This is a genomic window from Methylobacterium sp. Leaf469 (genome assembly GCF_001424745.1).
Lineage (GTDB): Bacteria > Pseudomonadota > Alphaproteobacteria > Rhizobiales > Beijerinckiaceae > Methylobacterium.
In genome coordinates this window covers 81,122-107,466 of record NZ_LMRE01000044.1, presented here as the reverse complement: position 1 = coordinate 107,466, position 26,345 = coordinate 81,122, and the positions used below count along the sequence as shown (strand labels likewise).

Here is a 26,345-nt window from a genome sequence, read left to right as displayed (position 1 = left end):
CAAGGTGTCACAAGATGACGCGTGGGAAACTCGACGAAATTCATGTCTAAAGCCGAAATATCATCCGCGATCCGTGTCGCACAGGTTGCCCCCAACATCTTTCCGACGCCGCCCCTGCACCATGGGGGGACGGAGCGCGTCGTTCACGATCTGAGCGTCGCCCTGCAGAACATCGGCGTGGAGGTAACGCTGTTCGCGCCGTCCGACAGTGCGACAGATATACCAAGGGTCGGGGATTACCCCAGTCTCGCCGCCCTCGAAGCCCGCGAGGGCCAGGTCGCACCGGGGGTGCCCTCCGCCTTGGAAGCTCTGCAGATGGAAGCGCTTGCCCGCCGGCTCGACAGCTTCGACATCGTGCATTGCCACGGCGAATTCGCCCATGCGGCGATCCTCGGCGCGCGCCGATGCCGCAGCCTGACGACGGTGCATTGGCGGGTGGACGAGCGCGACCGGGCACTGTTCTTCGCCGGCTTCCCCGATCTGCCGGTGGCGGCGATCTCGGCGGCACAGGAAGCCGGCGTCCCGGCGGCGAACAGGGCAGGCATCGTCCACCACGGCATCGCCCGCGACCGCTACGCCCTGAATTCGAATCCGAAGGGCCACCTCGCCTTCGTCGGCCGGATGACCGATCAGAAGCGCCCCGATACGGCGATCCGCGTCGCACGTGCGGCGGGCCTGCCCATCCGTCTCGCCGGCACGGTCGATGTCGGCAACCCCGACTACTTCGACCGGGCCGTGCGTCCGCTCCTCGCCGACGACGCGGTCTATGTCGGTCCGGTGGACGACGCCGCCAAGGGTCGGCTGCTCGGCGATGCGCGGGCACTCCTGTTTCCCATCGACTGGCCCGAGCCCTTCGGCCTGGTGATGATCGAGGCCATGGCCTGCGGGACGCCGGTGATCGCCTGGAATCGTGGCTCCGTGCCGGAAATCATCGAGGACGGCATCACGGGTTTCATCGTCTCGTCCGAGGCCGAGGCAGTGGTGGCGCTCGCCCGCGTGGGAGACCTCGACCGGGCGCGCGTCCGGAAGCGCTTCGAGGCACGCTTCACATCCGAGCGCATGGCGGCCGATTACCTTTCGATCTACCGCCGGCTGCTCTCCGCATGAGCGGAATCGTGCGCACGGCGCTGCTCGCCTGGGACTACCCGCCGGCCCCGAGCGGCCTCTCCACCGCCGCGCGGGAGATCGCCGAAAGCCTGGCGGCTCGGGATGTGGCCGTCACGGTGTTCACCCTCGACCGCATCGGCATGGGCGAGGCCGGCGGTGTCGCCGTGCGGGGCATCGGCCTCGCGCCGGGCTCGGCCCTGGCGCGCTTGCGCCTGTGGGGCTCGGCCGGACACCTCGCCGCGCCGCTGGCGTTTTACCGGGCGGTTCTGGATGCCCACGCACGGCAGCCCTTCGACTGCATCGAGGCCACGAATTGGTATGCGCCGGCCGCCTTCCTGACGCGGTCGGGACCGCCGCTGGTCACACGCAACTCGACCCCGGCCGCGTTCACGCGGGGTCCCGCGACGTCCCTCCGCGACCGCCTCGACGGCCGTACTGCCGACCGGCTGGAGCGCTGGCAGGCGCGCGGCAGCGCCGGCCTCATCTCGAACACGGACGACCACGCGGTCCGGATCGCGAGCCTTTACGGCATCCCGCCCCGGCAGGCTCACGCCGTGATCGGCCTGAGCCTGCCGCCGGACATGCTCCAACGCGGCCGGACCGCACCCTACCCCGATGCCGTGGAGGCTCCGGTGCGGCTGCTGTTCGTCGGCCGGGCCGAGGCCCGGAAGGGCTTCGACCTTCTCCTCGATGCCGCCGCGCTGCTCGGGGCCGAGTGCGAGGCCGGCATCGTACCGCCCTTCGTCGTCGATCTCGTGGGCGTCTCCGAAGCCGACCTTCCGCAGGGCGTTTCGGCTTTGGCACGACGGCACTTGCGCGCCCTCGGTCGCATCGACGGGGCATCCCTCGCCGAATCCTACGGGCGAGCGCACCTCGTGTTGGCGCCCTCCCGCTACGAGAGCTTCGGCCTCGTCTATCAGGAGTCCCTCGCTTACGGCCGCCCGGTGGTCGCCTGCGCAGCCGATGCCAGCGCCCGCGCCTTCGTCGGGCGGCCGGGAGCCGGCCTGCTCGCACAGGAAGCGACCGGTGCGGCGCTGGCCGACGCCATCCGGCCGCTGCTTCGGGACCCGGACCTGCGCACAAAACTGCGCGCGCGGGCCCTGGCGGCGAGCGGGGCCTTCGACCGGGCGCGCCTCGGGAGCGAGACTTTGGCGCTCTACGAGCGCGCCATCGCGGCGGCGCGTCAGGGTCGATAGACCCGCAACAGGGCCGCCGCCTCCTCGACGCGTCCGCGGCCGGGGTACAGGGCCTCGTACCGGATCGAGCGCGCCGCCACGTGGGCGCGCGACAGACGATGATCGATGGAGCCGTGAAGGGCGATGATGCTTCGGCGCCAGTCGCCGCCAAGATCCGGCCGCTCGTGCACGCGCCCCTGGAAGCGCACCGTCGCGTGGTTGAGGCGGTACTGCACGTCCGGGTACACGTCCGACAGCACGCCATCGACGACATTGCGCCGGGGCAGTCCGATGGACACGGCGGCGCCCTCCTTCGCCAGCGCGGCGAGCGCCGGAAGCAGCCCGGCGGTGGCGGGCGACAGCGCTTCGTCGGCGTCGAGCTGGAGCATCCAGGTCTGCCGCGCGAGGGCCTGGAGCGCGTTGCGCTGGGCCGCGAAATCACCCGCGAGGGGACGCGCCGCAACCCGTACCGCGCCGGGCGGAAATCCGGCCAGCGCGCTGGTTTCCGGCGGAGCCTCCGGCGCATCGACGAGCACAGCCACGTCCCGGGTCCAGGCCGCGTGCGGCGGCAGGCCACCCAGGACGGATTGCAGGTCGTCGGGTCGGCAGAGAACCCCGAGGGAAACCTGGGCTTTCGGCATCGCCGCGAGGTCGACGAGGCCGCCGCGGGCCGCACGCTCGGAATGCGGTCGGAGAAGCGCCGCGCGGTCGTCCTCGCTCAGGGCGCGGATGCCCCGCGCGAGCCGGGTCGCGGCGGTGCGCAAGGTGTAGAGGTCGAGGCCGTAGGGCGCGTCCGGCGCGAGTCGGAACGTCTCACCGGCGAGATGCGCCGCGAGGTGGTCCCAGCATGCCGCTTCGTCGGCACCGCGCTCGAACAGCACGCCGCAGGAGGCGCAGGCGAACGGAAACCTCCGCCGGACACCGTCTTCGTAGGCGATCGATCGGTCCGTCGGCTCCAGGGTATCGGCCAGGCAGACGAAACAGCGTCGCATGGTTCCGGTCGCTCCTGCCCCTGCCCGACTGTTCGGCGCGACGCTGCGTACACTGTCGGGGCGAACCCCGCATCTCCTATGACCCGGCTCGACTTTCAGGTCCGAAGGCGTCCCGTTTCATGCCGTCCATCCCGGATTTCAACGCCCCGAGCCTCGCCCTCGTGGGCAATGCCCCCGAGCTCGGCAACCGGGGGCAGGCCATCGACGCGTCGGCATCGATCGTGCGCTTCAACAACGCACCCGGTTTCGGCGGCCCGGCGGGCACGCGCGTGACCCTCCTCGCCCTCGTCAATCGCGGCGGGCAGGCGCGGGCTTGGGTCGAGGAGGACGGCTTTACCGCACGCCCCGCTATCCGGCGAGCCGCGCGGTTCCTGCTGCCGTTTCCCGAACTCGCGCCCGACGAGGAAGGCGCGTCCGAACGCGTGTGCTGGACGGCGCCCCTTCGGGACCGCCTTACCGGCCGCCCCGTACATACCCTGACCCGCGCGCTGCATGCGCGCGCCCACGACGTGCTGGCGCCTCGAACCTCCGGGCCGCCGAACCCCAGCACGGGTCTGCTCGTCGCCCTTGCGATCCTGGACGCGCGCGCCCCGTCGCTGCCGCCCATCGATGTCTACGGATTCGGGTTCGCCGGGTGGCCGGGGCACCCGTGGGACGCCGAACGGCACTGGTTCGAAGAAGCCCAGGCGGACGGGCGCCTGCGACTCCATCCGCCTATCGCGTCCTGACGTCCCCTCCCTTTCACCCGGATCGCCCATGGCCACCCTCCTCACCGTCCTGAAGCATGGGGGCCGCTACGATGCGGTCTGGGTCGAGCGTCTCGCTGCCGGCGCCCGCCGGTTCGCACCGGCCTTCGACCGGATCGTCTGCCTGACCGATCGCACCATCGCCTGTCCGGGGGTCGAGATCGTGCCGCTGCGGCACGACTGGCCCACCTGGTGGTCGAAGATGGAGGCGTTCCGGCCGGGCCTTGCGACGGGTACCACGGTGCTGTGCGACCTCGACACGGTGTTCGCGGGCGATGCGTCGGCGCTGGCCGAACCGGGCTTTGCCACCATGGAGGACTACTTCCACAAAGGCAGGGTCTCCAGCGCCTTCGTGCGGTGGCACGCGGACGATCTCGCCTTCCTGTACGAGCGGTTCGCCACCGATCCGCAGCACTGGATGGCGCCGGGCTCGTGCGGCCCGGTGCCGAACGCCGTGCACGGGGATCAGGTCGTCATCGACCATTTCCTGCACGCGGCCGAGCGGCCACCGCGATTCCTGCAGGCCTTGCATCCCGGCTTGCTCGACTTCTACCATCCGCCCAAGACCGCGTACGGGCCGCTGATCGTGTTCATCGGGGCGGCGAAGCCCGACACGGCGACGGGACCGGCACATGCGCTCTGGATCTCGGGGACGCCGGAGGATTGACGGACGGTCTACCGCCGACCCTGCGCGAACTGCGCCGCGTAGAGCTTCCCGTAGGCGCCACCGGCCTCCAGAAGGGTCTCGTGCGGCCCCTGCTCGACGATGCCGACCTCTCCCACGACGACGATGCGATCGGCCTGCCGGATGGTGGCGAGGCGGTGCGCGATGACCAGGGTGGTTCGGCCCCGGGCGAGGTCCGTGAGCGAGCGCTGGATCTCCTGCTCGGTCTCGGTGTCGAGGGCCGAAGTCGCCTCGTCCAGGATGAGGATCGGCGGGTTCTTCAAGAAGACGCGGGCGATGGCGAGGCGCTGCTTCTGGCCGCCGGAAAGCTTGACCCCACGTTCGCCGATGAGGGTATCGAGCCCCTCGGGCAGGCCGGCGAGTAGCCCGTCGAGGCGAGCCCGGCTCGCGGCCGCGCGGATAGCCGCATCGTCGGCATCGAGGCGGCCGTAGGCGATGTTCTCGCGGATCGAACCGGCGAACAGGAATACGTCCTGCTGCACGATGCCGATCTGGCGGCGCAGGGAGGCGAGGGTCACGTCGCGGATGTCGAAGCCGTCGATGGTGATCCGCCCGGCGTCGACCTCGTAGAAGCGCGGGATCAGGGAACACAGGGTGGTCTTGCCCGCGCCCGAGGGGCCGACGAACGCCACGGTCTCGCCCGCCCGGATGGCGAGGTCGAGGCCGGACAGGACCGGACGGTCCTCCGCGTAACCGAACCGGACGCCCTCGAAGCGGATGTCGCCGCGCAAGGGCGGCGCCGCGACGGCGCCCGGGCGGTCGACGATGTCGGGCGCGGTGGCGAGGAGCGCGGCGTAGCGCCGGAACCCCGCGATCCCCTTGGGGTAGGTCTCGACCACGGCGCCGATCTTCTCGAGGGGCCGGTAGAACACCCCGACCAGCAGGACAAAGCCGACGAAGCCGCCGGGGGTGAGTTCGCCCCGTACCACGTAGGCGGCACCGCCGAGCAGCACCACGATCTGGACGAGGCGCATGCCGAGGTAGTTGATCGACAGGCTGGCGGCCATGATCCGGTAGGCTTCGAGCTTGGTCGACCGGTAGCGCGCGTTGTCGGAGGCGAAGAGACGCCGCTCGTGCGGCTCGTTGGCGAAGGCCTGGACCACGCGCATGCCGCCGACATTCTCCTCGATGCGGGCATTGAAGGCGCCGACGCGGCCGTACTGCGCCTGCCAGTTCCGTGTCATGCGCCCGCCATAGCGGAGGGTGACGAAGGTGATCACCGGCAGGATTGCGGCCGTCATCAGGGCGAGCGGCGGATGCACGAACAGCATCAGGGCGAAGGCGCCAAAGAGCGTCATCACCGCGATGAACAGGTCCTCGGGGCCGTGATGGGCGACCTCGCCGATCTCTTCCAGGTCCTTGGTCACGCGGGCGACGAGGTGGCCGGTCTTCTGGTTGTCGTAGAACCGGAACGAGAGCTTCTGCAGGTGGTCGAAGGCGCGGGCCCGCATCTCGGTCTCGATGTTGATGCCGAGCACGTGGCCCCAGTAGGTCACCACCACCATCAGGCCGGCATTGGCCAGGTAGACCAGCCCCAGGCCGAGGGCAGCGAGCAGGATGAGTTGCCAGTCCTGGCGCGGCAGCAGCACGTCGACGAAAGCTTTCACCGCCATGGGGAAGCCGAGCTCGAACAGGCCGGACAGGACGGCGCAGCCGAAATCCACGAGGAAAAGGGTCCGGTGCGGCCGGTAATAGGCGAAAAAGGCCTTCAGCATCGGAAACCCGGTCAGGCGTTAAGAGAGTGAAGGGCGGAACAGGCCCTCCCGCAGATGGTCTGGCACGGAAGCCGGTTGCGCAGGCAACTGGTGCGCCGCCGTCGGCGGCCGCCAGCACGGGGGGACACGGTTTGTCCCGGGGGGCTCCTAGCGCAGCCGGCCCCGCCGCACCAGGCACGGGGGCTATCCCCGAGCGGGCATGGCGCAAGGGCCACGAAGGGTCGCAGATGCCTGTCCACCAGCCCGGCGAGGCCGGGTAACGCGGGGGCCACCCGGGCCGAGGCCCTGTGTTCACGACGCGGCAGGCCCGTTTATAAATTTTCGCTAATAAATTCGGCGTGGGCGACCTGCGTCTACAATCGTTTACCGTTATTCTGACGGTACGATCATTTGATTTTTCTCCGGCTTATTAACGACGGAACCTCCGATTGGTGCATCGTGCTGGCAAGCCCTTGTGTAGATTTCGCGATGCTATGATTCAATGCTTTCGAGAGGTCGACTATCTCGAACGTTGCAAGTGGCTCGGCATCGCCGAGTGCTATGAGGCAGGTCGATTCGATAAAATAATCGCCAAGCTTCAGAGAAACAATCAAGTTTATCCAAATCGTATTCATGTACGATTTTGTACATTAGAGAGTTGGTAGACTTTTTGGTACCAAGCGACGCTCTGGCGCGTTGCAATTGCTGAGTATAAATCGGATTGGAAAATTTTCCGCACATCATGGGTTCATTGCAGATCTCATCGGTGGATATCCCAACCGGTGCCGATGCCTAAGAACACGCATTTCTGAGGTCAGGGTCATGGGCGAGACTTCGATGATTGGCCGACATCCACGGTTGGTATTTCAACGTGGTGCACCGATCCGACGGCTACAGAACGGCGTCCGATCGACGCATGGGCGAGACCGAACACCGCAACAATCGTGCCCAGAGTATTGCGGTGCCCGGTATTCGAGGGTCCGTCGAAACAGATTTGGAAAGACGGTTTGATCTAGAACAGCGAGGGACGGATGTTATCAGCGATGACGAACGTTTTCGCCCCCGAGGCTGCGGGCATCGTCGGAACTTGGAACACCGATGTCGCCGCGGGCCTCTCCCTGCTGGACGAGGGGGCCGCCGCCCTGCTTGCGGGGAATCCCGATATCGCGGGCAAGCCGATCCCCCTCGATGTCGCGTTCGCGCGCATCCACCCGGACGACCGCGAGTGGGTGTTCGCATGGGTCCGCCATGTGCGTGAGATCGGCGGCCCCGTTGCAGCCGAGTTTCGTGTCCTGACCGCATCCGGTGAAATCCGGTGGATCCTGAACCGCGGGCATCTCCACCGCGACGCGACCGGTGTGATGCGTGGACATGGAACCTACATCGACACAACGGACGCCCACCGGGCCCTGGCGCCGCCCGATGTCGAGGCCGACACCGACCCGCTTCATCAGGCCGCCGACCATTGCATGCGCGCCCATGCGGCGATCCGGCGGAGCGGTGACACCCACTTGGCCCTCATGGTCGACATGCTCCTGCTGGAGATCGGATGCGTCCTGGCGCGAAGATCGAGGCCCTGACCCGTCAAGATGCGATGACTTCCGGAGGTTCGTTGCGAGACTATCGAACCCGTTCGAAAGCTCGCGTATTTCTTCGCTCTGGTCGCCGTTTGGCCTCAAGCCGAAGCGGCAGACCAGATCTCGTGCAGGCCACCGGTGTTGCGAAACCAGTAGACGCTCCGGCACGTGTCGAGGCCGAATTCTCCGAACGAGGTCGCGAGGTGCCGCACGATCCGAGAGGCTTCTCCCTCACTCTCGATTTCGCAGGCCAGAACCTCCGGCATGCAACATTGGGCAGGATCGATTCGTCTGACAAAAATCGAATACGACATCAGCAAACTCCAGATCGCGTGTTTCGATTTATGAAGTTAGAACCCTTGAATACGCGTCCCCATCTCAACGTCTGGTGGAACAACATGTGCCCGTCAAAGCCATAGGATAGTTAATACCACCGTTAATTATTGCAGTTTAAGCGATATTTCTGCTCATCATGCTCGCATTGAGCATTTTATCCATTTATCTGCTTTGAATTCGCTGCCCTGAAGACTGATCGACAGCGATGGTTCGAATGGCACCCGGCAGCGGCTCGGCGATGGACCTATCACCGAGCCGTTGGGGATGATTCTCCGATCAACCCGGCAGGCGTCCCTCCTTCATCCCGTAATCGAGGAAATGTTGGAGCGGATCGATATTGGCAGCCACCACGTCAGGGTTGTTTTCGAGATAGGCGTTGGTGTCGAAAGCCGGGCCGGGGTTGCGCCCCTCGCGCCAGCCGAACTCCTCGTAGTGAAGGAGGGGATTGAGGCCCGCCTCCGCCACGTCCGTGTAGGCGGTGAGATAGCCGCCCGGGTCGAACAGGGCGTTCGGAGCGCGCCCCTCGTCGGCGCCGTAGTTCAGGTAATGCCGGAAGGCGTAGTCCGACGGGGTGACGGTCAGGGGCGCAGCCGCGGCCGCCGCTGCGGCAACGTCGGGGTTCTGCGTGAGGTAGAATCCTGGATCGAAGGCCCCGGTATGGCCGCGGTCGTTCTCCCCCTCCTGAACGTTCCGGCCCTCGCCGCGCCCGTACTGGAAGTAATGCTCCAGGGCGTTGTTACCGTGCGCCGCCACATCCGGGTTGAGGGAGAGGTAGGCATCCGCCGAGAAATGCGCGCTGGGGCTGCGCCCTTCCCGCTCGCCGTACGTAACGTAGTGTTCGAGGGGGTTCAGGCCGGCAGCCGCGACATCCGTGTTGGTGCCGAGGTATTCGAGGGTCGAGAAGTAGGCGTTGGGGTCTCGCCCCTCCTGCCAGCCATACGTTGCGTAATGGGTGTCGGCGTCCATCTTCGCCGCCCAGACATCGAGGTTGTGCGACAGGTACCAGACGTCGTCCACCACTCCGTGCCCATCGTTCTGCCGGATCGACCCGTCGGTGAAGGTCAAGGTCCCGATTCCATTCAGGTCGTGCTGGGTCCCGTCGGGGGCCGTGAGAACCAGGGTTTCCCCCTTCAGGTCGACCCGCGCCTCGCTGAAGGCGAAGCCGAACGCGAGATTCTGTGGCGGAACCGCGCTGCCAAGGGAGACGGAAAGCCCCGCCGAAGTGGACAAGCCTTTCGCATCCGAGACAGTGTAGGTGAAGACTTCGGTGTACTGCCCGCCGGCACTGAGGTTGCTCGAACCGATGGCTTGGTAGCTGTAGCTGCCATCGGCCGCCATGTGCAGCGTCCCGTGCTCGCCGAGGATCGTGGTCGTGCCGTCCGCCGGGACCGCCACGGTGATGCCGCTGGCAAACCGCACGGCGGTGACGTGCAGGCTGTCACCCGCGTTGGGGTCGGTATCGTTGGCGAGCACGTTGCCGATCACCGCAGCCGCGTGGGTCGCGGTCGCGATCCCATCCGAAACCGGTGTGGGCGCGAGGTTGCCGCCGTCCGTCGCATTCCCGCCACCGCTTCCCACCGGTCCGGCGTCGCGCGGATCGATGGTGAGGCCGTAGGGGATCGAGGCCGGACCGCGGTTGCCCGCCGCATCCGTCGCGCTGGCCGTGAAGGCGTAGGCTCCCTCCGGCAACGGCGGCAGCTCGACGCTCCAGAGACCGTCGGTTCCCGCCACCACCGTGGCCGTCCGGGGTCCGCCCTGCGTCTCATAGGCGATGAACACGGTGCTGCCGGGCTCGGCGGCGCCGAGAAGCGTCGGCGTCGTATCGGCGGTGACGCCGTTGCCGACGAGTCCCGTATCCTCGGTGAAGCCCGTGACCACCGGAGCGGCGGGGCCGACGGTGTCGAGGGTCACGGCGTTGCCGGTGGCCCGGGCTTCGTTCCCAGCGGCGTCGGTGGCGAGCACGGCGCTCGTCACCGGCCCATTCAGGCCCGTCAGGTCGACGGCGTAGCGTCCATCGGCGGTGACCCGGGTGGTGAGCGCGTGCGTCCCGTCCGTGAACGTCACCAGGGCGACCGCTCCGGCATCGAGGCCGGACACGGTGTAGGCCGTGTCGATGGCCTCCCGGGCGTTGATCACCCCGTCCGCAGTCGGCTCGATGCTGAGGGCGACGGCCGGGCCGGTATCCGCCACCGTGTCGACGACGACGGTGAAGGGCTGGCCGGCCTGCAGTACATTGCCCGCCGCGTCACGCCCTGCGGCGACCACGCTGTAGCTCCCATCGGCCAGATTCGGCAGCGGCGCCGTGAAGCTGCCGTCGGCACCGACCGGCACCGTGACGGTGCGGGGGCCGGTCCCGTCGGTGTAGGTCACCGTGACCAGGGCACCGGGCGTACCGGTTCCCGTCACGGTCGGCGTCGGATCGCTGGTGATGCCGTCGCCGGGAACACCCGTGTCGGGCTGGAGGCCGACGACCACCGGCGCGACGACGGAGGGCGGAGCGTTCTGACCGGGCTCCGTGCCCGTGCCGGGAGGCACGATCGGGGGAGTCGTCGGATCTTGGGGATTGGGGTCTTGAGGATTCGGATTCTGCGGGTTGGGGTTCTGGGGGTTTGTGCCGGTCTGACCGATGACGAGGCCGTTGCCGCTGCCCGATGCGGTGTTGCCGGCGGTATCGGAGACCGCGAAGGTGGAGGTGACGGTTCCGGTCAGTCCCGACAGGTCGGCTTGATAGGTGCCGTCCGCCCCGGCGTTGACCCGCACCGTATTCGACCCGTCGGTGAAGGTGACCAGGGCGGAGGAGCCGGCGTCGAGGCCCGCGACCGTGAATCCTACGGCCGCCGCCTGGGCCGGGGTCAGGCTACCGCCCGCTGGGCCGTTCACGCTGAGCGACACGGCCGGCACCGCATCCGCGATGGTGTCGATGGTCAGAGCCAGGGGCACGGACGTTCCGGAGGGAACGTTCGCGGCCGTGACCGCCGACGCCGTGAAGCTGTAGCTGCCATCGGTCAGGGTTGGGATCGCGAGGGTCCATTGACCGGTGCCGTCCACCGGACCGGTCACGGATTTCGGCACGCCGGCCTCGACGTAGACGACCGTGACGGTGCCACCCGGCGCGGCGGTCCCCGAGAGGATCGGGGTGGTGTCGCGCGTGATGCCATCGCCGGGGATGCCGCTATCCGCGTCATAGCCGGTGATGAAGGTCGGCGCCGGTGGCGGGGTGGCGCCGATCGCCACCGATCGCGACGTCGCCGACAGGGTGGCGCCGTTGCCGAACCCGTCCGCGATGTCCGAAGTGCCGGCGAGGCCGAGCGACAGGGTACCGGTGCCGGTCACGTCCAGCACCGACACCACATAGGTGCCGCCGGTGCCGCTGACGGAGAAGATCCGCCCCGCCGCGGTCCCGGTGCTCGCGAGGACGAAGTCGTCCAGGGTCACGTTGAGGACCGTTTCCGGGAAGGTCACCGTGTAGGTGAACCCGGTGGCGCCGGTGTCCGTCGGCGTGGACGGAATGGCGGTCCCGATCGGAGCTACCGCGTCGACGACCACCCCGGTGCCGTCACGGGTGATCGAGTTCCCGGCGGCGTCCTGAATGGCCAGGACGGAGGAAACCGGACCGGCGAAGCTCGACAGGTCCACGGTGTAGGTCCCGTTGCGGACATCCATGACCGTCAGACCATGGGTGACGTCGCGGAATGTCACCGTTCCCATGGCGTCCGGGTCGAGGCCCGCCACGGTGAAGGCCACGGTTCCGGCCTCGGCGGCATCGATCCTCTGATCTCCGCCGGGATCCACGGACAGGGTCGCGACGGCACCACCATCGGCGGTGGTGTCGATGGTCAGGGGAAGCGGCGCCGACGTCCCGATGGGGGCGCCGTTCGCATCGGCGAGGCTCGCCACGAACGCGTGGGCGCCGTCCGACTGGGTCGGGAGCGTGACGCTCCAGGTGCCATTCGCCGCGACCGTAGCCTGCACGGACGGTGATCCGGGCGACGCCGTATCGGTGATGGTGACGGTCCCGTTCGCCAAGCCAATACCCGACAGGGTGGGAGCCTGGTCGGACGTGACGCCATCGCCCTGCACGCCGGTGTCGACGGTGTAGCCGGTGATGACCGGCTGGACCGGAGCGACGCCGGTGACGAGGCGGGTGGCCGGTACCAGGGTGGCGAGGTTGCCGGCGAGATCGGCGATGTCGGAGTCGGATGCCAGGCCGAGGGTCAGCAGCCCGGTTCCCTGGATGCCCGCCACCGTGACCACGTAGCTTGCACCGGAGCCCGTTACCGACGTGATCTCGCCGGTGAGACCGGGGGGGCCGGACAGGGAGAAATCACCTGCCGTGACGTTCGCGACGGCCTCCGAGAAGGTCACCGCGTAGGTGAAGCTCGCCACCGTGACGCCGCCGGAGGGATCGCCCACGGCCGTGCCCTGCGGAGCCACCACGTCCACGGTCAGACCCGCCGGCAGGGCGAGATTTGCTCTAATGGAATTGTCGGCGACATCGGCCAGAACCACCTCCGCCGTGATGGAACCGGACAGGGTCGAGAGATTGGCCGTGTAAGTCCCGTTGGCGGCGATCGGAACCGTGACGGTGGTCCGGCCGTCTGTGAACAGGATGCTTCCAGACGATCCGGTGTCGAGGCCCGTGAGTTCGAAGGTCACGGCACCGGCCTCGTTTGCGCCGAGGCGGGTATCGCCGGAGGCGAACTGCACGGCCACCAGGGGGACCACGTCCGCGGTCGTGTCGATGGTGATGGCGAACGGCGCCGTGCTGGCGCTCGGCAGGCCGCTGGGACCCGTGGCCGACGCGGTCACCGTGTAGGCGCCGTCGACGAGGGTCGGCACCGTGACGCTCCAGACGCCGCCAGTGGCGACGGTCGGAATCGTCTGGACACCGCCCGGCCCGCTCACGGTGACCAGGACCGCGGCATTCGCCTCGGCCGTGCCGGTGAGGACCGGCGTGTTGTCGTAGGTGATCCCGTCCCCGGGCGTACCGGTGTCGGTGACCACGGCCGTGATGATGGGCAGAGCCGTCGGCGTGGTCTCGACCCGGATGGCGTTGCCCGTCACGGTCGCGATGTTCGCCGCCTGATCGGTGACGATCAGGCTGGTGGCGACCGTTCCGTCGAAGCCGGACAGATCGACCATGAAGGTACCGTCGGCCGAGATCGGAACGTCCTTGACCAATGCGCCGAGGGCGAAGCGGACGATGGCCGTGCTGCCGACATCGAGGCCGGCCACCGTGTAGGAGACCATGGTCGCCTCGGTCGCGTCGATCACGCCATCGGCGGTGGCGGACACGGCGAGGCTGACCGGCACGCCCGCATCGGCGACGGTATCGATCACCAGGGGACGGCTGGCGGAGGTGCCGAGCACGTTGCCGAAGGCGTCCGTGAGGGTCGCCGTCAGCGCATAGGTGCCGTCGCCGAGGGACGGCAGCGGGACGGACCAGTCGCCGCTGCCATTGGCCCGCACGGTCACGCTGGCCGGCACGCCGGCCTGATCCGTATAGGTCAGCGTGATCGTACCGTTGGCCAGAGCGGTGCCGCTGACGACGGGGTCCGCATCGTTGGTGATGAAATCTCCAGAGGCGCCGGAATCGGCCGTGATGGCGGCGATGACGGGCAGATCGCCCGGCTGGACCACCACGGGGACGTTGACGAGATGCAGACCGGCCTGGGCCACGATGGCGGCGTTGCCGGCGAGATCCGCGATGTTGGACGAGCCCGCGAGCCCGAGGGCGAGGGACCCTGTCCCGGTGACATTGCCAACCGTGACCACATATGTGCCGTTGATCTCCGTCGTGGAAACGATCGTACCGTCCGCCGTCCCGGAGCCCGTGAGGACGAAATCGGTACGGTCGAGGTTCGCCACCGCCTCCGGGAAGGTGACCGTGTAGGTGAGGCTCGTGGCGCCGGCGGGGGCGGCCGGGTCGGCCACGATGATGGCCGCCGGAGCCCCGGCATCGATGGTGATGGGGTCGAGCGGCAGGGTCGCGCGGTTGCCGACAAGGTCGACCACGGAGACGCTCGCCGTCACGGTCCCGCCGAGGCCGGACAGGTCGACGGGCGGGAGCGGTCCATTGGTGAGGACGACGGACACGGTTCCGCCCTGCCCCGTGAAGGTGAGCGTCGCGGTGGCATCGCTATCGATGCCCGAGACGGTTCCGACGAGGGCTGCGGCCTCCGAAGCATTGAGAAGGCGGTCGGCCGGCAGATTCAGGGTGACGCTGAGGGGTGTCGCATCCCCGTCGGCCAGGAGGTCGATGGTCACGGGCAGGCCGACGGACGGGGCGCTGACGTTGCCGGCGGCGTCCTGTGCGGTCGCGGTCAGGCTCACGGTCCCGGCGCCGAGGGCCGTGGTCACCGGGATGCGCCAGTTGCCGCTGGCGTCCACCTCCGCCGTCAGGGTTTGTCCACCGACCACCACGGTGACGATGGACCCGGCTTCGCCGGTGCCGACGAGGATCGGGGTCTGATCGTTCGTCGCCGTCACCGCGACGGGCCCGGCGGAGGCGAAGCCCTGGATCGTCGGGACGGTCGGCAGCACCGTGTCGAAGATCGCGCCCGGCCCGACGAGAATTTCGGGTATGCCGTTCTGGACCGTATAGGTGAGGCTCGAGGTCACGAGGCCGTCGAGGGCCGACAGATCGAGGGTACCGCCCCCGTTGACGAGCGGGACCACGGCTTGCGTTCCGTCCGCGTCCGTGAAGGTCACCGACAGGACGGCGCCGGGGGGCAGACCGCCGAGGGTATAGGACAGGCCCGCCGCATCCGCTCGGTTGATGATGTTGCCGTCGAAATCGATGGCGAGGGTGAAGGGGAGAGCCGTCGGCGTGTCGATGGTGACGACCTTCGGCGCAGTGGGAAGGCTGACATTGCCCGCGAGATCCTGGGCCGTCGCCGTGAAGGCGTAGCCGCCATTGGCGAGGGCGGTCGGCACCGTGGCCGTCCAGTTACCGGCCCCATCGACGGTGGCCGCGAGGATCCCGGTCGCTCCGCCGGGCCCCTGGTAGGTCACCGTGACGGTGCTTCCCGCCTCCGTGGTGCCGGACAGGGTCGGCGTGGTGTCCGCCGTGAGGAAACCGTTCGGAACCCCACCACCGTCGCTCACCAGACCCGTGATGACGGGCCTCGGCGGTGGCACGAGATCGAGGGACACCGGGGCGACTGGGAAAAGTGTCGCGAGGTTGCCGGCGGTGTCCACGATGTTCGCGTTGGCGGACAGGGCGAGGCCGAGGGTTCCGGCACCCGAGAGGTTGCCGACCACGACGGTGTAGCCGCCGGCTCCGTTCGCTGTCGCCTGGGTGACGGTGCCGACGATGGATCCGGTCCCGACGACCTGGAAGTCGGTGGTGTCGAGCCCCGTGACGGTCTCGGGGAAGGTCACGTCGAACGAGACCGTTGCGGCCGCCCGAGCGCCGAGGACAGCCGTGCCGACGGGGGCGATGAGATCGATTGTCAGGGTCGGGCCCGTGAGGGGCGCGGTGTTGCCCACCGGATCGGTGAGCACGATCGACGAGGTGACCGGACCAACGAGGCCGGAGAGGTTAACCAGGGCGCTGCCGTTCGACCCCAGGGTGGCGGTGACCGTATTTGCGTTCGCATCCGTGAAGGTGACGGCGGCGATGGCGCCCGCATCGAGACCGCTCACCGCCACCGGCACGGCGGCGATCACGCCGGCTCCGACGGGCAGGCCCCCGTTGACGCCGAGGGTGAAGGGTGTGCCGGCATCGGCGGTGAGATCGATGGTGAGATTGGCGAGCGCCGGGATGGCGACGTTGCCCGCGGCATCGGTGGCGCTGACGGAAACGGCATAGGATCCGTCCGTCAGGGCCGTGCCCGCCCCCGCCGCCAGCGGCAGGGCGAAAGCGCCGTCGATCACGGCTGCGGTCGTGGTGAGAACCGCGGTGCCGGCGCCGTTGGTGATGGTCACCGTCACGGTGGCGCCGGCGGCGAGACCGGCCGCAGTCCCTTCGAGAACCACGCCGGCCGCGAGTTCGGCCTGGGAGAGGACGCCGTTCCCGGCGATGGGCTGGACGGACAGGACCGGCGCGGTGCGATCGAGGGTGAGGATGGGGCCGACGGGCGCGGACACGCCCGGCAGGGCGTTGCCGGCGGCATCGACGATCCCGGCGGGGTTGAAGGTGAGGCCGAGGGTGCCTTCGGCGGTGGCGGCCGGAACCGTGACCGTGTAGGTGCGCCCGCCATCCGCCGTCACGACGGTGGGAACGAGGCCCCCGGGGGTCGTGGTGACGGCCGTACCGGTGAGACCGAGATTGGCCGCGGTCAGGCCGGTGACGGCCTCGGAGAAGGTCAGGGTGAAATCGATCACCGTGTCCTTGGTCACCGCGGTGTCCGGTGAGGTGACGCTCAAGAGGGTGGGCCTCACGAGATCGACGGTGACCGCCTGGCTCAGGGCGGCGGAGGTGGCGCCGTCGGTCCGCTGGACGAGGACACTGACGTCGCCGGACGCCTGCAGGACCGGAATGATGCCCGAGAAGGTCGTGACGCCGTTCGCCGTCACGACCGTGGCACCCGTGAGCGGCGTCACGGTGCCGCCGAGACGGACGGCCAGGGTCTCGCCCGCGCCGAGCGGCCCCGCGAGGGTCCCGGTGACGGGGACGGTTCCGGCGGCGGCCTCCGCGATGTTGACCACGTTGTCGCCTGCCACCCGCACGGCGGTGACCGTCTGCACGGGCCCCGGCGCGACAAGGTTGTAGACGGAGCCGAGCACACCCGCGACCGGAATGCCGGTGCCGACCTGCAGGGTGCCGGTGGTGCCGCTCGCCAGGGCGAGATCCTGGCGGCCGTCGCCGTTGATGTCGAGGAGGGCTAGGGCGCCGAGGCCAGCCTGGGTCTCGAGGATGACCGGGGCGGAGAAGTTGCCGGCGCCGTCGCCGTAGACGACCCGCACATTGCCGTCCGCTCCGGCGTAGAGGATGTCCTGGCGACCGTCGCCGTTGGTGTCGCCGATGCGGATATCCGTGGCGGCCGCCCCGGCCTGAAGGGTCGTCTGGATCGCCCCGGCGGCGGAGCTGCCGCGAATCTCGAGGGTGCCGCCCGTGCCGGACGAGACGATCTCGGCCCGGCCGTCGCCATTGAGGTCGCCGGCCGCAAGGCCGCCGGCGCTGGCGCCGACGGTCAGGGTCGAGCGTGCGAACGTGCCGTTGGCCGCCTGGGTGAGAACCGCGATCTGGGTGCCGTTGTCCGCCAGGGCCGCGAGATCGATGCGACCGTCGCCGTTGAAGTCGGCGGCCACGAAGGCATCGGGGCGGACCCCGAAGGATTGTGCCGTCCCGGCGCTGAAGGTTCCGGTGCCGTTGTTCGTCAGCACCGTGGCGGTGCCGCCCGCGAGACCCTTCACGACGAGGTCGGCGTAGCCGTCGCCGTTGACGTCGGCGATCAAGGCGCCGTCCGCGTTCGCGGTCGCGCGGCTGGTGACCGTGAAGGTGCCGTTGGTGCCCTGCTTCAGGATCTGGACCGTGCCATTGCCGGCGGTGACGATATCGGCGAGGCCATCGCCCGTGATGTCGCCCGTCGCGATGGTGTTCTGCCCCGCCGCGATGGTCACGGTCTGGGTCGCACCGAGCGAACCGGTGCCGGTGCCCCGCGTCACCACCACGGTGTTGTTGACGAGGAAGGCCGCATCCCCGAGCCCGTCGCCGTTGAAGTCGGCCGTCGCAGTCTCACGCGCCGGACCGATGTTGACCGGGGCGAGAAGAGCGAAATCGGCGCCGCGCAGGCCGTTGCCGGCAAGGTCCGTCACGCCCGAGAGATTCGACGGATTGAGCGCGAGACCCAGGGTGCCGGCGCGCCGATCGAGGCTGACGCCGTCGAGGCCGAGGCCGACGCTGACGATGTAGGTGTTGGGGCTCAGGGTCGGCAGCAGGGTGACGAGGTGGATGCCCGGCAGCGTTCCCGTCGCCTGGAAAAGGTTGGCCGTGAGGCCGAGCACAGGCTCCGAGAAGGTGACCTCGTAGCGCAGCACACCGACGAGATCGAGAAGACCCAGGGGATCGAGGGTATCGAGTTGGTTGACCGAGACGATGGTCGGTCCGGTGGTGTCGACGCGGACGGGAAGCGCCAACGACGTCGTCGTCGTGGTTATGCCGAGCAGGGTCGCGCTCTGGGTTGCACGCAGGTTGTGCGTGCCCTCCGACAGGTTGAGGCGCACGGACGAGAGTGAGGTGCCGAGGAGTCCCGCCGGAACGGTCGCGAGGATCTCGCCGGTCCCGGGGGTGCCGCTGTTGTCGCGATCGTCGAAGATCGTGATCGGACCACCGAGGAGATTGAGGCCGACGATGCCGACATCGACGCCGTTGCGCCGGGTGAGCCCATCGAGGGGAAGGCCCGTATCGCTCGTCGGGGCGAGGACAAGTGCGAGGGTGCCGGCCATCTGCATTTCCCGTTTCTGAGGCACGTTCCCGCATGCGCCACGGAGGGACCTCCGGGCGGGGATGACGATGCCTGAATGAACTTGGTGCGCGTCTCGGTGGGCGTCGAAGCATCTCCGGCCCGGTTGCATATATCAACCTACAGAAGAACAGTCCGGCCTCAAGCCCGATCCCGGCCTAAGCCATTATTTTTCCTGATTTCGCCGTTCCGTACGCTACTCGTCCCAATTATTGTGAACGAACGTTAAAGATCGGATTTTAACTGCCGATCGTATTCGGATTTTCCGGTTCACGGGTCGGCATTTTAGGAATGTCTTAACAGTCACCCGTTCGTCATGGCTGTGCCCATCCCTGCTCTAGGCGAATTAGCACAACCGAATTCGCTCAAATTAACGATATAGAGGCGAATGCATTCGCCATACTCCCGCATCATCACCATCGAGAGGCGATCTGGCATGCGAGCGGATCAAACATCCGAGTTGAGGCGAGCGCTCCTGCGCTGCCGACGTGCCTTCCTCGGCGTCGCGGTCATGAGCGGTGTCGTCAATGTCCTGTACCTGACGGGGTCGTTCTTCATGCTGGAGGTCTACGACCGTGTGATCCCGGCCCGTTCCATTCCGACGCTCATCGGCCTCGGCGCCCTCGCCCTCGCCCTGTTCCTGTTCCAGGGGATTATCGAGCTCATCCGCGGACGGGTGCTCGCCCGGATCGGATGCTCCCTCGACGAGGCGGTCGCGCCCCGTGTGTTCGATGCGGTCGTGCGCTACCCGCTCAAGTCGCCGACCGGTGGCGACGGGTTGCTGCCGCTGCGGGATCTCGACCAGATCCGCAATTTCCTCTCGGGCCTCGGACCGACGGCGTTCTTCGATCTGCCCTGGCTGCCGGTCTACCTCGCGATCTGCTTCCTGTTCCATCCGCTCATCGGGCTCGCGGCTTTCGCCGGTGCGGTGATCCTGGCGGTGCTAACCCTGCTGACGGACCGGCTGACCCGGCAGCCGCAGCGCGAGGCCACCCGGCACGGCGCACGCCGCAACGAACTCTCGGATGCGGGGCGCCACAATGCGGAGGTGCTGCACGCCATGGGCATGCAACGGAACCTCGCACGGATCTGGAGCGAGGAGAGCAGATCCTACCTCAGCCGACAGCGCCGCGTCTCGGACATCGCCGGGGCGCTGGGCACCGCCTCGAAGGTGTTTCGCATGATCCTGCAGTCCGGGGTCCTGGCGCTCGGCGCTTATCTGGTGATCCAGGGCCAGGCCACGGGCGGCATCATCATCGCATCGTCGATCCTCGTCTCCCGGGCCCTGGCCCCGGCGGAGATCGCCATCGCCCATTGGAAGGGATTCGTCGCCGCCCAACAGGGATGGGCCCGGCTCAACGAGATCTTGACCCGGTTCGCCCCGGAGGCCGACACCCTCGAACTTCCCGCCCCGCGCGAGGCCTTGACCGTGGAGCAGGCCTGTCTCGTACCGCCCGGCACCCAACGGGTGGTGGTTTCCGACATGAGCTTCGGACTGAAGGCCGGTCAGGGCGTCGGGATCATCGGCCCGAGCGCATCGGGCAAATCCACCCTCGCGCGTGCGCTGGTGGGTGTCTGGACCCCGGCCCGCGGTTCGATCCGCCTCGACAGCGCCACCCTAGACCAGTGGCACGCGGACAGCCTCGGCCGTCATATCGGCTACCTCCCGCAGGACGCCGAGCTCTTTGCCGGAACCATCGCGTCGAACATCGCCCGGCTGTCCCCCTCCCCCGATGCGGAGGCGGTGATCGCCGCCGCCCGCACGGCCGACGTGCACGATCTCATCCTGCGGATGCCGGAGGGCTACGAGACCCAGATCGGACCGAGCGGCGCGAACCTCTCTGCCGGCCAGCGCCAGCGGATCGGGCTGGCGCGCGCGCTCTACGGCAATCCGTTCCTCGTCGTCCTCGACGAACCCAATGCCAACCTCGACGAGCCGGGTGAGCTCGCTCTCACCCGCGCCATGCTCAGCGTGCGGCAGCGCGGCGGCATCGTCGTCGTCGTCGCCCACCGGCCGAGCGCCCTCGCGGCCGTCGATCTCCTCCTCGTCATGGAAGAGGGCCGGGCGCGAGCCTTCGGCCCCAAGGACGAGATCATGAAGCAGCTGATGCGCCCGACGGCCGTGCCGAGCGTCCGCGCATCGAAACGCCCCCCCGCGGTCCAGGCCGACCCCGCCCCGCAAGCGAACCTCAAGGCACGCGCATGACCTCCGCGATCCCCAATCCCACAATCCCCACTCCGGTGGTTCCGTCTCCCAGCGGGGCCGGTGCCCGGCCGTTCGACGCGGATCGATCCATCGGCGTCCACCTTCTCAGCGTTTCCGCTGTGATCTCCGTGCTGGTCTTCGGCGTCGGCGGATGGGCCACCTTCACCCCCATCCACGGAGCCGTCATGGCGTCGGGCCAACTCGTGGTCGAGAGCGACGTGAAGAAGGTCCAGCATCCGACCGGCGGCGTGGTCGGTACGATCCGAGTCCGCGACGGATCCCGGGTCACCGCCGGCGACATACTCATCACCCTCGACGAGACCCAGATTCGGGCCAACCTCGACATCGTCCTCAAGGCCATGGACGAGCTGAGCGCCCGCCGGGCCCGGAACGAGGCCGAACGGGACGGGACCCCGCACATCCGGTTTCCCGACGAACTCGTCGCCCGCCGATCCGCGGACGCCGCCGTCGCCCAGCTCATCGACGGCGAGGTTCGCCTGTTCGAGACGCGGCGGTCGGGGCGCGAGGGCCAGAAGGCTCAGCTGGAGCAGCGGGTCCTCCAGATCCGGCAGGAGATCGGCGGCTTGACCGAACAGGCCGCCGCCAAGGCGCAGGAGATCACCCTCATCGGTGACGAACTCGTAGGCGTCCATGAGTTACGGGCGAAGAACCTCGTCGCCCTCTCGCGGGTGACGGCCCTGGAGCGGGATGCTGCCCGTCTCAAGGGCGAGCGCGGTCAGCTCATCGCCGCGCAGGCTCAGGCACGGGGCAAGATCTCCGAGACGGAGCTGCAGATCCTGCAGATCGATCAGGACATGCGCGGCGAAGTCGGCAAGGAACTCGCCGACATTCGCGGGCGCTGGTCCGAGCTGGCGGAGAAGCGCGTCGCGGCCCTGGACCAGCTCAAACGCACCGACCTGCGCGCGCCGCAGGACGGCGTGGTGCATCAGATGACAGTGCACACCGTCGGCGGCCTGGTGGTCCCGAGCGAACCCGCGATGCTGATCGTGCCCGATGACGACAGCCTCGCCGTCGAGGTGCGGATCCAGCCGCAGGAGATCGACAACGTCCATCTCGATCAGGAGGCCGTGCTACGGTTTCCCGCCTTCAACCAGCGGGTCACACCCGAGATCGACGGTCTCGTGACCCGCATCTCGGCGGATGTGAGCCAGGACGTGAAAACCGGGGTCAGCTACTACACCACCCGGATCCGCGTGCCCGAGGCACAGCGTGAGCGCCTGGGCAAGGTGCGCCTCGTTCCAGGCATGCCGGTGGAAGCCTACATCCAAACCGGCGAGCGCTCGGTCCTCTCGTATCTCCTCAAGCCGTTGGGGGATCAGGTCGCCAAGGCTTGGCGGGAACGCTGAACCGTGGCTTTCGTCCGGTCATGGTACTGAGGCGAGCCCGGGGGTTCGGCTCAGTACCGCGCCGCTTCGCCCCTCGGGCAACCGAGGGGCTCGCTGTCGGTTCGGAGAAACGGAGGGGGACTCGCAAGACGGGAGGGTGAAGCGGACCACGCTCGCCCCAGCGCACGCGTCCGTGACTTCGCGGCGGGCCGGACCGGCCTCAGTACGCTACCGTCCGGCTTCGATCTCGCAAATCACGCGGGCAAGCTCGGACAGGAGATAGCGTGCGCGCGGATCCCGGATCTTCTCGAACGAATCCCTGAAGATCTTATCCTCTGCATTGGCGCTCGAGCTCACGGGAGAAGCCAAGGCGCCCCGCTCGGCCGCGCTGTTCTCGGGCTTTCCATCGTAAAAGTAGCTGATATCGACACCCATCGTCTGAGCGATCTGGTGAAGCTTATCGGCCGCGATCCGGCTACGACCGCTTTCGTACTTCTGGACCTGCTGGAACGTCACGCCGAGCGCGTTACCGAGATTGGCTTGGCTCAGGCCAGCCGAACGCCGCAAGGATTTGATGCGGTGACCAATCTCACCTGCGGCAAACTCTTTGTTCGGCTCAGCCATAACGTCTTGCTCGATCTTGGTCTTTGTCACTGGCTTCACGAACGCCGTCCAGTTACCAGAAACCCATTCATCACGTTCTCCAAGCCTCGCACATGCCTGGAACTCTGATCCGCGGCGAGCTGTAAGGGAGAAACAGCGAAGCGCCAATCCAACCCGGGTTTCACATTAAGGTGTTCGCCAGCAGATACCCGATCATAGGTTAAATTCACCGATCGAACTTTTTGCCGCAAACTCACCATTATTGTCTTTGCTACATCCTCGCTCCGGATAATGCAAGCTTTGCGTGTATGGAGACTTGGTCGACGCTGAATACCAAGCCCCCCGGCCATTCGATGTGCACGGACTTCGCCCGCCCAGGTATGACCTGCACTCCTACAGGCAAATAAGCCCGAAGGCCAGCATGCCACTCGGTCTGGAGTAAACTTCAAAATACTTAGGTAGCAAGCAATCCTCAAGATAAACTTGGTTCAGGATGACCTGATACTAAGATCAAGACAAATAACTTGAAATTTGGCTCGGGAAACAGCCATGATTTGGAGGGTATGGCAAACGGCGCCAGCGGTTGAGTTTATTTTTTTGCGGTATTTCGAAAAAGTGTAAAATTATAATGGATTGGACGGAGCGGCCAATGCCCTGGACGGGCGCACAAGGCGCGTCGTTCTCACCCCTCCGTTGCAAATGCGCCGCCTGCCCGATGCAAGAGCCGTCGAACGTCCCGTGCTCCGCAGCAACATCCGGATCGGATTCGCGCCCTTTCGTGGCGTACGAGAAAGCTCGAAATAGTACATCTGGCGAATGCTACTGAGGCGACATGTATCACCAGATGAATCGCTATCCACATCCCCGAACATTCTTCAACGGAAGGCTTGGATGTTGCCAGAGCCAACCAGCCGTGTTTCTGGTGCCCTCCGGACCACGCGATGATCGAGATCGATCAGGCACTTAACCACGACCGCTCGGCCTGCCATCGGGGGTACGCGACGACCGCCCCGATGCTTGTAGCCTCACGATCTTAAGCACTTTCAAACCATAGTCGCAGATCAACTGAAAGGCGAGTTTCTCTTCCATAACTTCGCACTAACATCGATCAGGTTCGATCGAAGCTAGAAGTTCGCACTCAGGCTGCGTCCTGGTTGCAAGACACGCAAGGCAGGAGCGCGATGTCCATGGTGCATCCCACCCACGAGCAGGAACGGTTGGACGCCCTGCATCGCCTGCGCATCCTCGGGTCCACGCCCGAGCCGCATCTCGACGCCGTGTGCCGCATCGCCTCCGACATGTTCGACGTGCCCATGGTCCTGGTGCTCCTCGTCGATGAGACGCGCGTCTGGTTCAAGGCCAAGTGGGGTGTCGACGGGGAGGGCATCGACCGAGAGGGTGCGTTCTGCGATCTGACGATCCAGAATCAAGCCGGTTCACCGCTGATCATTCACGATCTCACGGGAGATCCCCGATCCGCCGAAAGTCCGCTCGTGGCCGGGCCACCCAATGCCCGCTTCTATGCCGGCGTGCCGCTCGCCCTGGGTTCCGGGTTCAACCTCGGCACCTTCTGCATCATGGACTGTACGCCGAGGCCGGATTTCACCGAGCGACACGCGCGCCAACTCAGGGACCTGGCCCTCATCGTCGAAGCACACCTGCGCCTTCACGAGGCTCGGGTCGACGGTGAGGCGGACGCGGCCAGGCGCCTCAAAGCGGAGAGCGCCTTGCGGGATAGCGAGCAACGCTTCCGGCTCCTGGCCGAGACCACTACGGATGTGATCCTGTGGTCGGGGCTCGATACCACGCGTCTGTACGTCTCGCCCTCCATCCGGACGGTACTCGGTTACACGCCCGAGGAAATGCTGGGCACGAAACCCCTCGACTTCGTTCATCCCGACGATGCGGGGAACTTCAGCCGCGTCCTCGACGACCTCACCAGCGGCCGGGTGGAGCATGCCTCCACCTGCCAGCGCTACCGGCGCAAGGACGGGACGTGGGTGTTCATGGACGTGTCGCAGAGCCTCGCGCGCGATCCCATGACGGGCGCACCGGCCGGATACGTGACCTCCCTGCGCGACATCACCGAGCGCAAGGCCGATGAACGGCGCATCGCCCATCTCGCCCTGCACGATCCCCTGACGGACCTGCCCAACCGAACCCTGTTCTGGGAACGTCTGGCGGAGGAGACCCGTTACGCGGCGCAGCACGGCACCCGGGTCGCCGTCCTCACCTGCGACCTCGATCGGTTCAAGCTCGTGAACGACACCCTCGGTCATCCCGCCGGAGACCACCTGCTGCAGATCATCGCCGCGCGCCTCCTCGCCGTCGTGCGCGAAACCGACACGGTGGCCCGCCTCGGCGGCGATGAATTCGCCATCATCCTGGGCCGGATCGAGACGCGGAACGATGCAAGCATCCTCGCAAGGCGCATCATCGAGGCGATCAACCGCCCCATCGGCTTCAACGGCCACAGCATGAGCGTCGGGGCCAGCATCGGCATCGCCCTCGAAAGCGGGGGCGCCCTCGATGCCGTGGCGCTGTTCAAGCGCTCGGATATGGCCCTGTATCAGGCGAAAGCCGCCGGGCGGAACACCCACCGCTTCCACGATCCGGCGGCCGATCCGGCGTCGACGCATCCGGGTCCCCTCAAGGCGGAGATGCAGGGCGCGATGAAGCGGGGTGGCTTCCTGCTGAACTACCAGCCCATCATAGACCTGGCGACGGGTACCATCGCGGGGTTCGAGGCCCTGATGCGGTGGCGCCATCCCCGCAGGGGCGAACTGGCGCCGAGCGAGTTCATTCCGCTGGCCGAGGAGAGCGGCCTCATCATCTCCCTCGGCGCCTGGGTCCTGAAGGAAGCCTGCCGGGAGGCGGCCGCGTGGCCCGACCACGTGCGGGTCGCGGTCAACGTCTCGGCGCTGCAATTCCAGCAGATCAGCATGGAAGAGACGGTCCTGCACGCCCTCGCGGCCTCGGGCCTGCCACCGCACCGCCTCGAACTCGAGATCACCGAGACAATCCTGATGCAGAAGACCGAAACGGTGAGCCGGACCATGCGGCGCCTGCGCAAACTCGGGGTCCGCATCGCCCTCGACGATTTTGGAACCGGGTATTCGAGCCTGAGCTACCTGCACAACTTCAGTTTCGACACCATCAAGATCGACCGGTCTTTCGTCGTCGGCATGTCGAATCCACGGACCGTCGCCATCACGCGCGCGATCGTGGCGCTGGCGGTGGATCTCGGAGCCCGGGTGACCGCCGAGGGCGTCGAGACGGAGGAGCAGTTGGCCTTCGTGCGGGCGGCGGGCTGCACCGATGTACAGGGTTTCCTGTTCCATCCGCCGCAACCGGCCAAGGATATCGCACGGTTGATCGAAGGCGGTCCGGTCCGGCTCGCCGCCTGACTGCGGTTGCGGGAGGCGTGCATCCGGTCGAACGCCCGGACCCCGCCTCTCGCTATCGAGTG

At 67.4% G+C, this 26,345-nt stretch carries 12 protein-coding genes; 8 read left to right on the top strand and 4 right to left on the bottom strand.

The annotated features are described in order from the left end of the window. Positions 1-42 precede the first annotated feature (42 nt). Both ASG60_RS19580 and ASG60_RS19575 read left to right on the top strand, forming a co-directional pair. Entirely contained in the window at positions 43-1,107 is a 1,065-nt protein-coding gene (locus ASG60_RS19580; protein ID WP_056387293.1) for a glycosyltransferase family 4 protein, read from the top strand. An 8-nt stretch (positions 1,108-1,115) separates the two neighbouring features. Further along, positions 1,116-2,303 (top strand): glycosyltransferase family 4 protein, encoded by a 1,188-nt coding sequence (locus ASG60_RS19575; protein ID WP_056387416.1) that lies wholly within the window; start codon positions 1,116-1,118, stop codon positions 2,301-2,303. On the opposite strand, the gene ASG60_RS19570 is transcribed toward ASG60_RS19575, so the two are convergent. Further along, positions 2,291-3,274, bottom strand: coding sequence for a hypothetical protein (locus tag ASG60_RS19570; RefSeq protein ID WP_056387291.1), 984 nt, complete (start codon positions 3,272-3,274; stop codon positions 2,291-2,293). The genes ASG60_RS19575 and ASG60_RS19570 overlap by 13 nt on opposite strands. Positions 3,275-3,393: 119 nt before the next feature. Here ASG60_RS19570 and ASG60_RS19565 point away from each other — a divergent pair, with 119 nt between their 5' ends. Both ASG60_RS19565 and ASG60_RS19560 read left to right on the top strand, forming a co-directional pair. Continuing rightward, on the top strand, positions 3,394-4,002 hold the full coding sequence (locus tag ASG60_RS19565; protein ID WP_056387289.1) for a hypothetical protein: 609 nt from the start codon (positions 3,394-3,396) through the stop codon (positions 4,000-4,002). Positions 4,003-4,030: 28 nt separating this feature from the next. Then, complete coding sequence (locus tag ASG60_RS19560) at positions 4,031-4,687, top strand: hypothetical protein (RefSeq protein ID WP_056387287.1); 657 nt, start codon at positions 4,031-4,033, stop codon at positions 4,685-4,687. 8 nt (positions 4,688-4,695) lie between these two features. On the opposite strand, the gene ASG60_RS19555 is transcribed toward ASG60_RS19560, so the two are convergent. Next, positions 4,696-6,420: an ABC transporter ATP-binding protein gene (locus tag ASG60_RS19555; RefSeq protein ID WP_056387286.1), complete on the bottom strand. Its 1,725-nt coding sequence runs from the start codon at positions 6,418-6,420 to the stop codon at positions 4,696-4,698. A gap of 1,022 nt (positions 6,421-7,442) precedes the next feature. Between ASG60_RS19555 and ASG60_RS19550 the strand changes: the two genes are divergently transcribed. Next, entirely contained in the window at positions 7,443-7,979 is a 537-nt protein-coding gene (locus ASG60_RS19550) for a PAS domain-containing protein (protein WP_244472953.1), read from the top strand. Between the two features lie 609 nt (positions 7,980-8,588). On the opposite strand, the gene ASG60_RS19545 is transcribed toward ASG60_RS19550, so the two are convergent. Then, positions 8,589-18,704: an Ig-like domain-containing protein gene (locus tag ASG60_RS19545; RefSeq protein ID WP_056387284.1), complete on the bottom strand. Its 10,116-nt coding sequence runs from the start codon at positions 18,702-18,704 to the stop codon at positions 8,589-8,591. 453 nt (positions 18,705-19,157) lie between these two features. Between ASG60_RS19545 and ASG60_RS19540 the strand changes: the two genes are divergently transcribed. Both ASG60_RS19540 and ASG60_RS19535 read left to right on the top strand, forming a co-directional pair. Next, entirely contained in the window at positions 19,158-20,927 is a 1,770-nt protein-coding gene (locus ASG60_RS19540) for a type I secretion system permease/ATPase (protein ID WP_056267936.1), read from the top strand. Continuing rightward, entirely contained in the window at positions 20,924-22,294 is a 1,371-nt protein-coding gene (locus ASG60_RS19535; protein WP_082479362.1) for an HlyD family type I secretion periplasmic adaptor subunit, read from the top strand. Before ASG60_RS19540 ends, ASG60_RS19535 begins: the two co-directional genes overlap by 4 nt. A 207-nt stretch (positions 22,295-22,501) precedes the next feature. Here ASG60_RS19535 and ASG60_RS19530 read toward each other — a convergent pair whose 3' ends face one another. Further along, positions 22,502-22,936 (bottom strand): helix-turn-helix transcriptional regulator, encoded by a 435-nt coding sequence (locus tag ASG60_RS19530; protein WP_156368916.1) that lies wholly within the window; start codon positions 22,934-22,936, stop codon positions 22,502-22,504. Positions 22,937-24,057: 1,121 nt separating this feature from the next. On the opposite strand from ASG60_RS19530, the gene ASG60_RS19525 reads away from it, so the two are divergent. Further along, positions 24,058-26,283: an EAL domain-containing protein gene (locus ASG60_RS19525; protein WP_082531844.1), complete on the top strand. Its 2,226-nt coding sequence runs from the start codon at positions 24,058-24,060 to the stop codon at positions 26,281-26,283. Positions 26,284-26,345 lie beyond the last annotated feature (62 nt).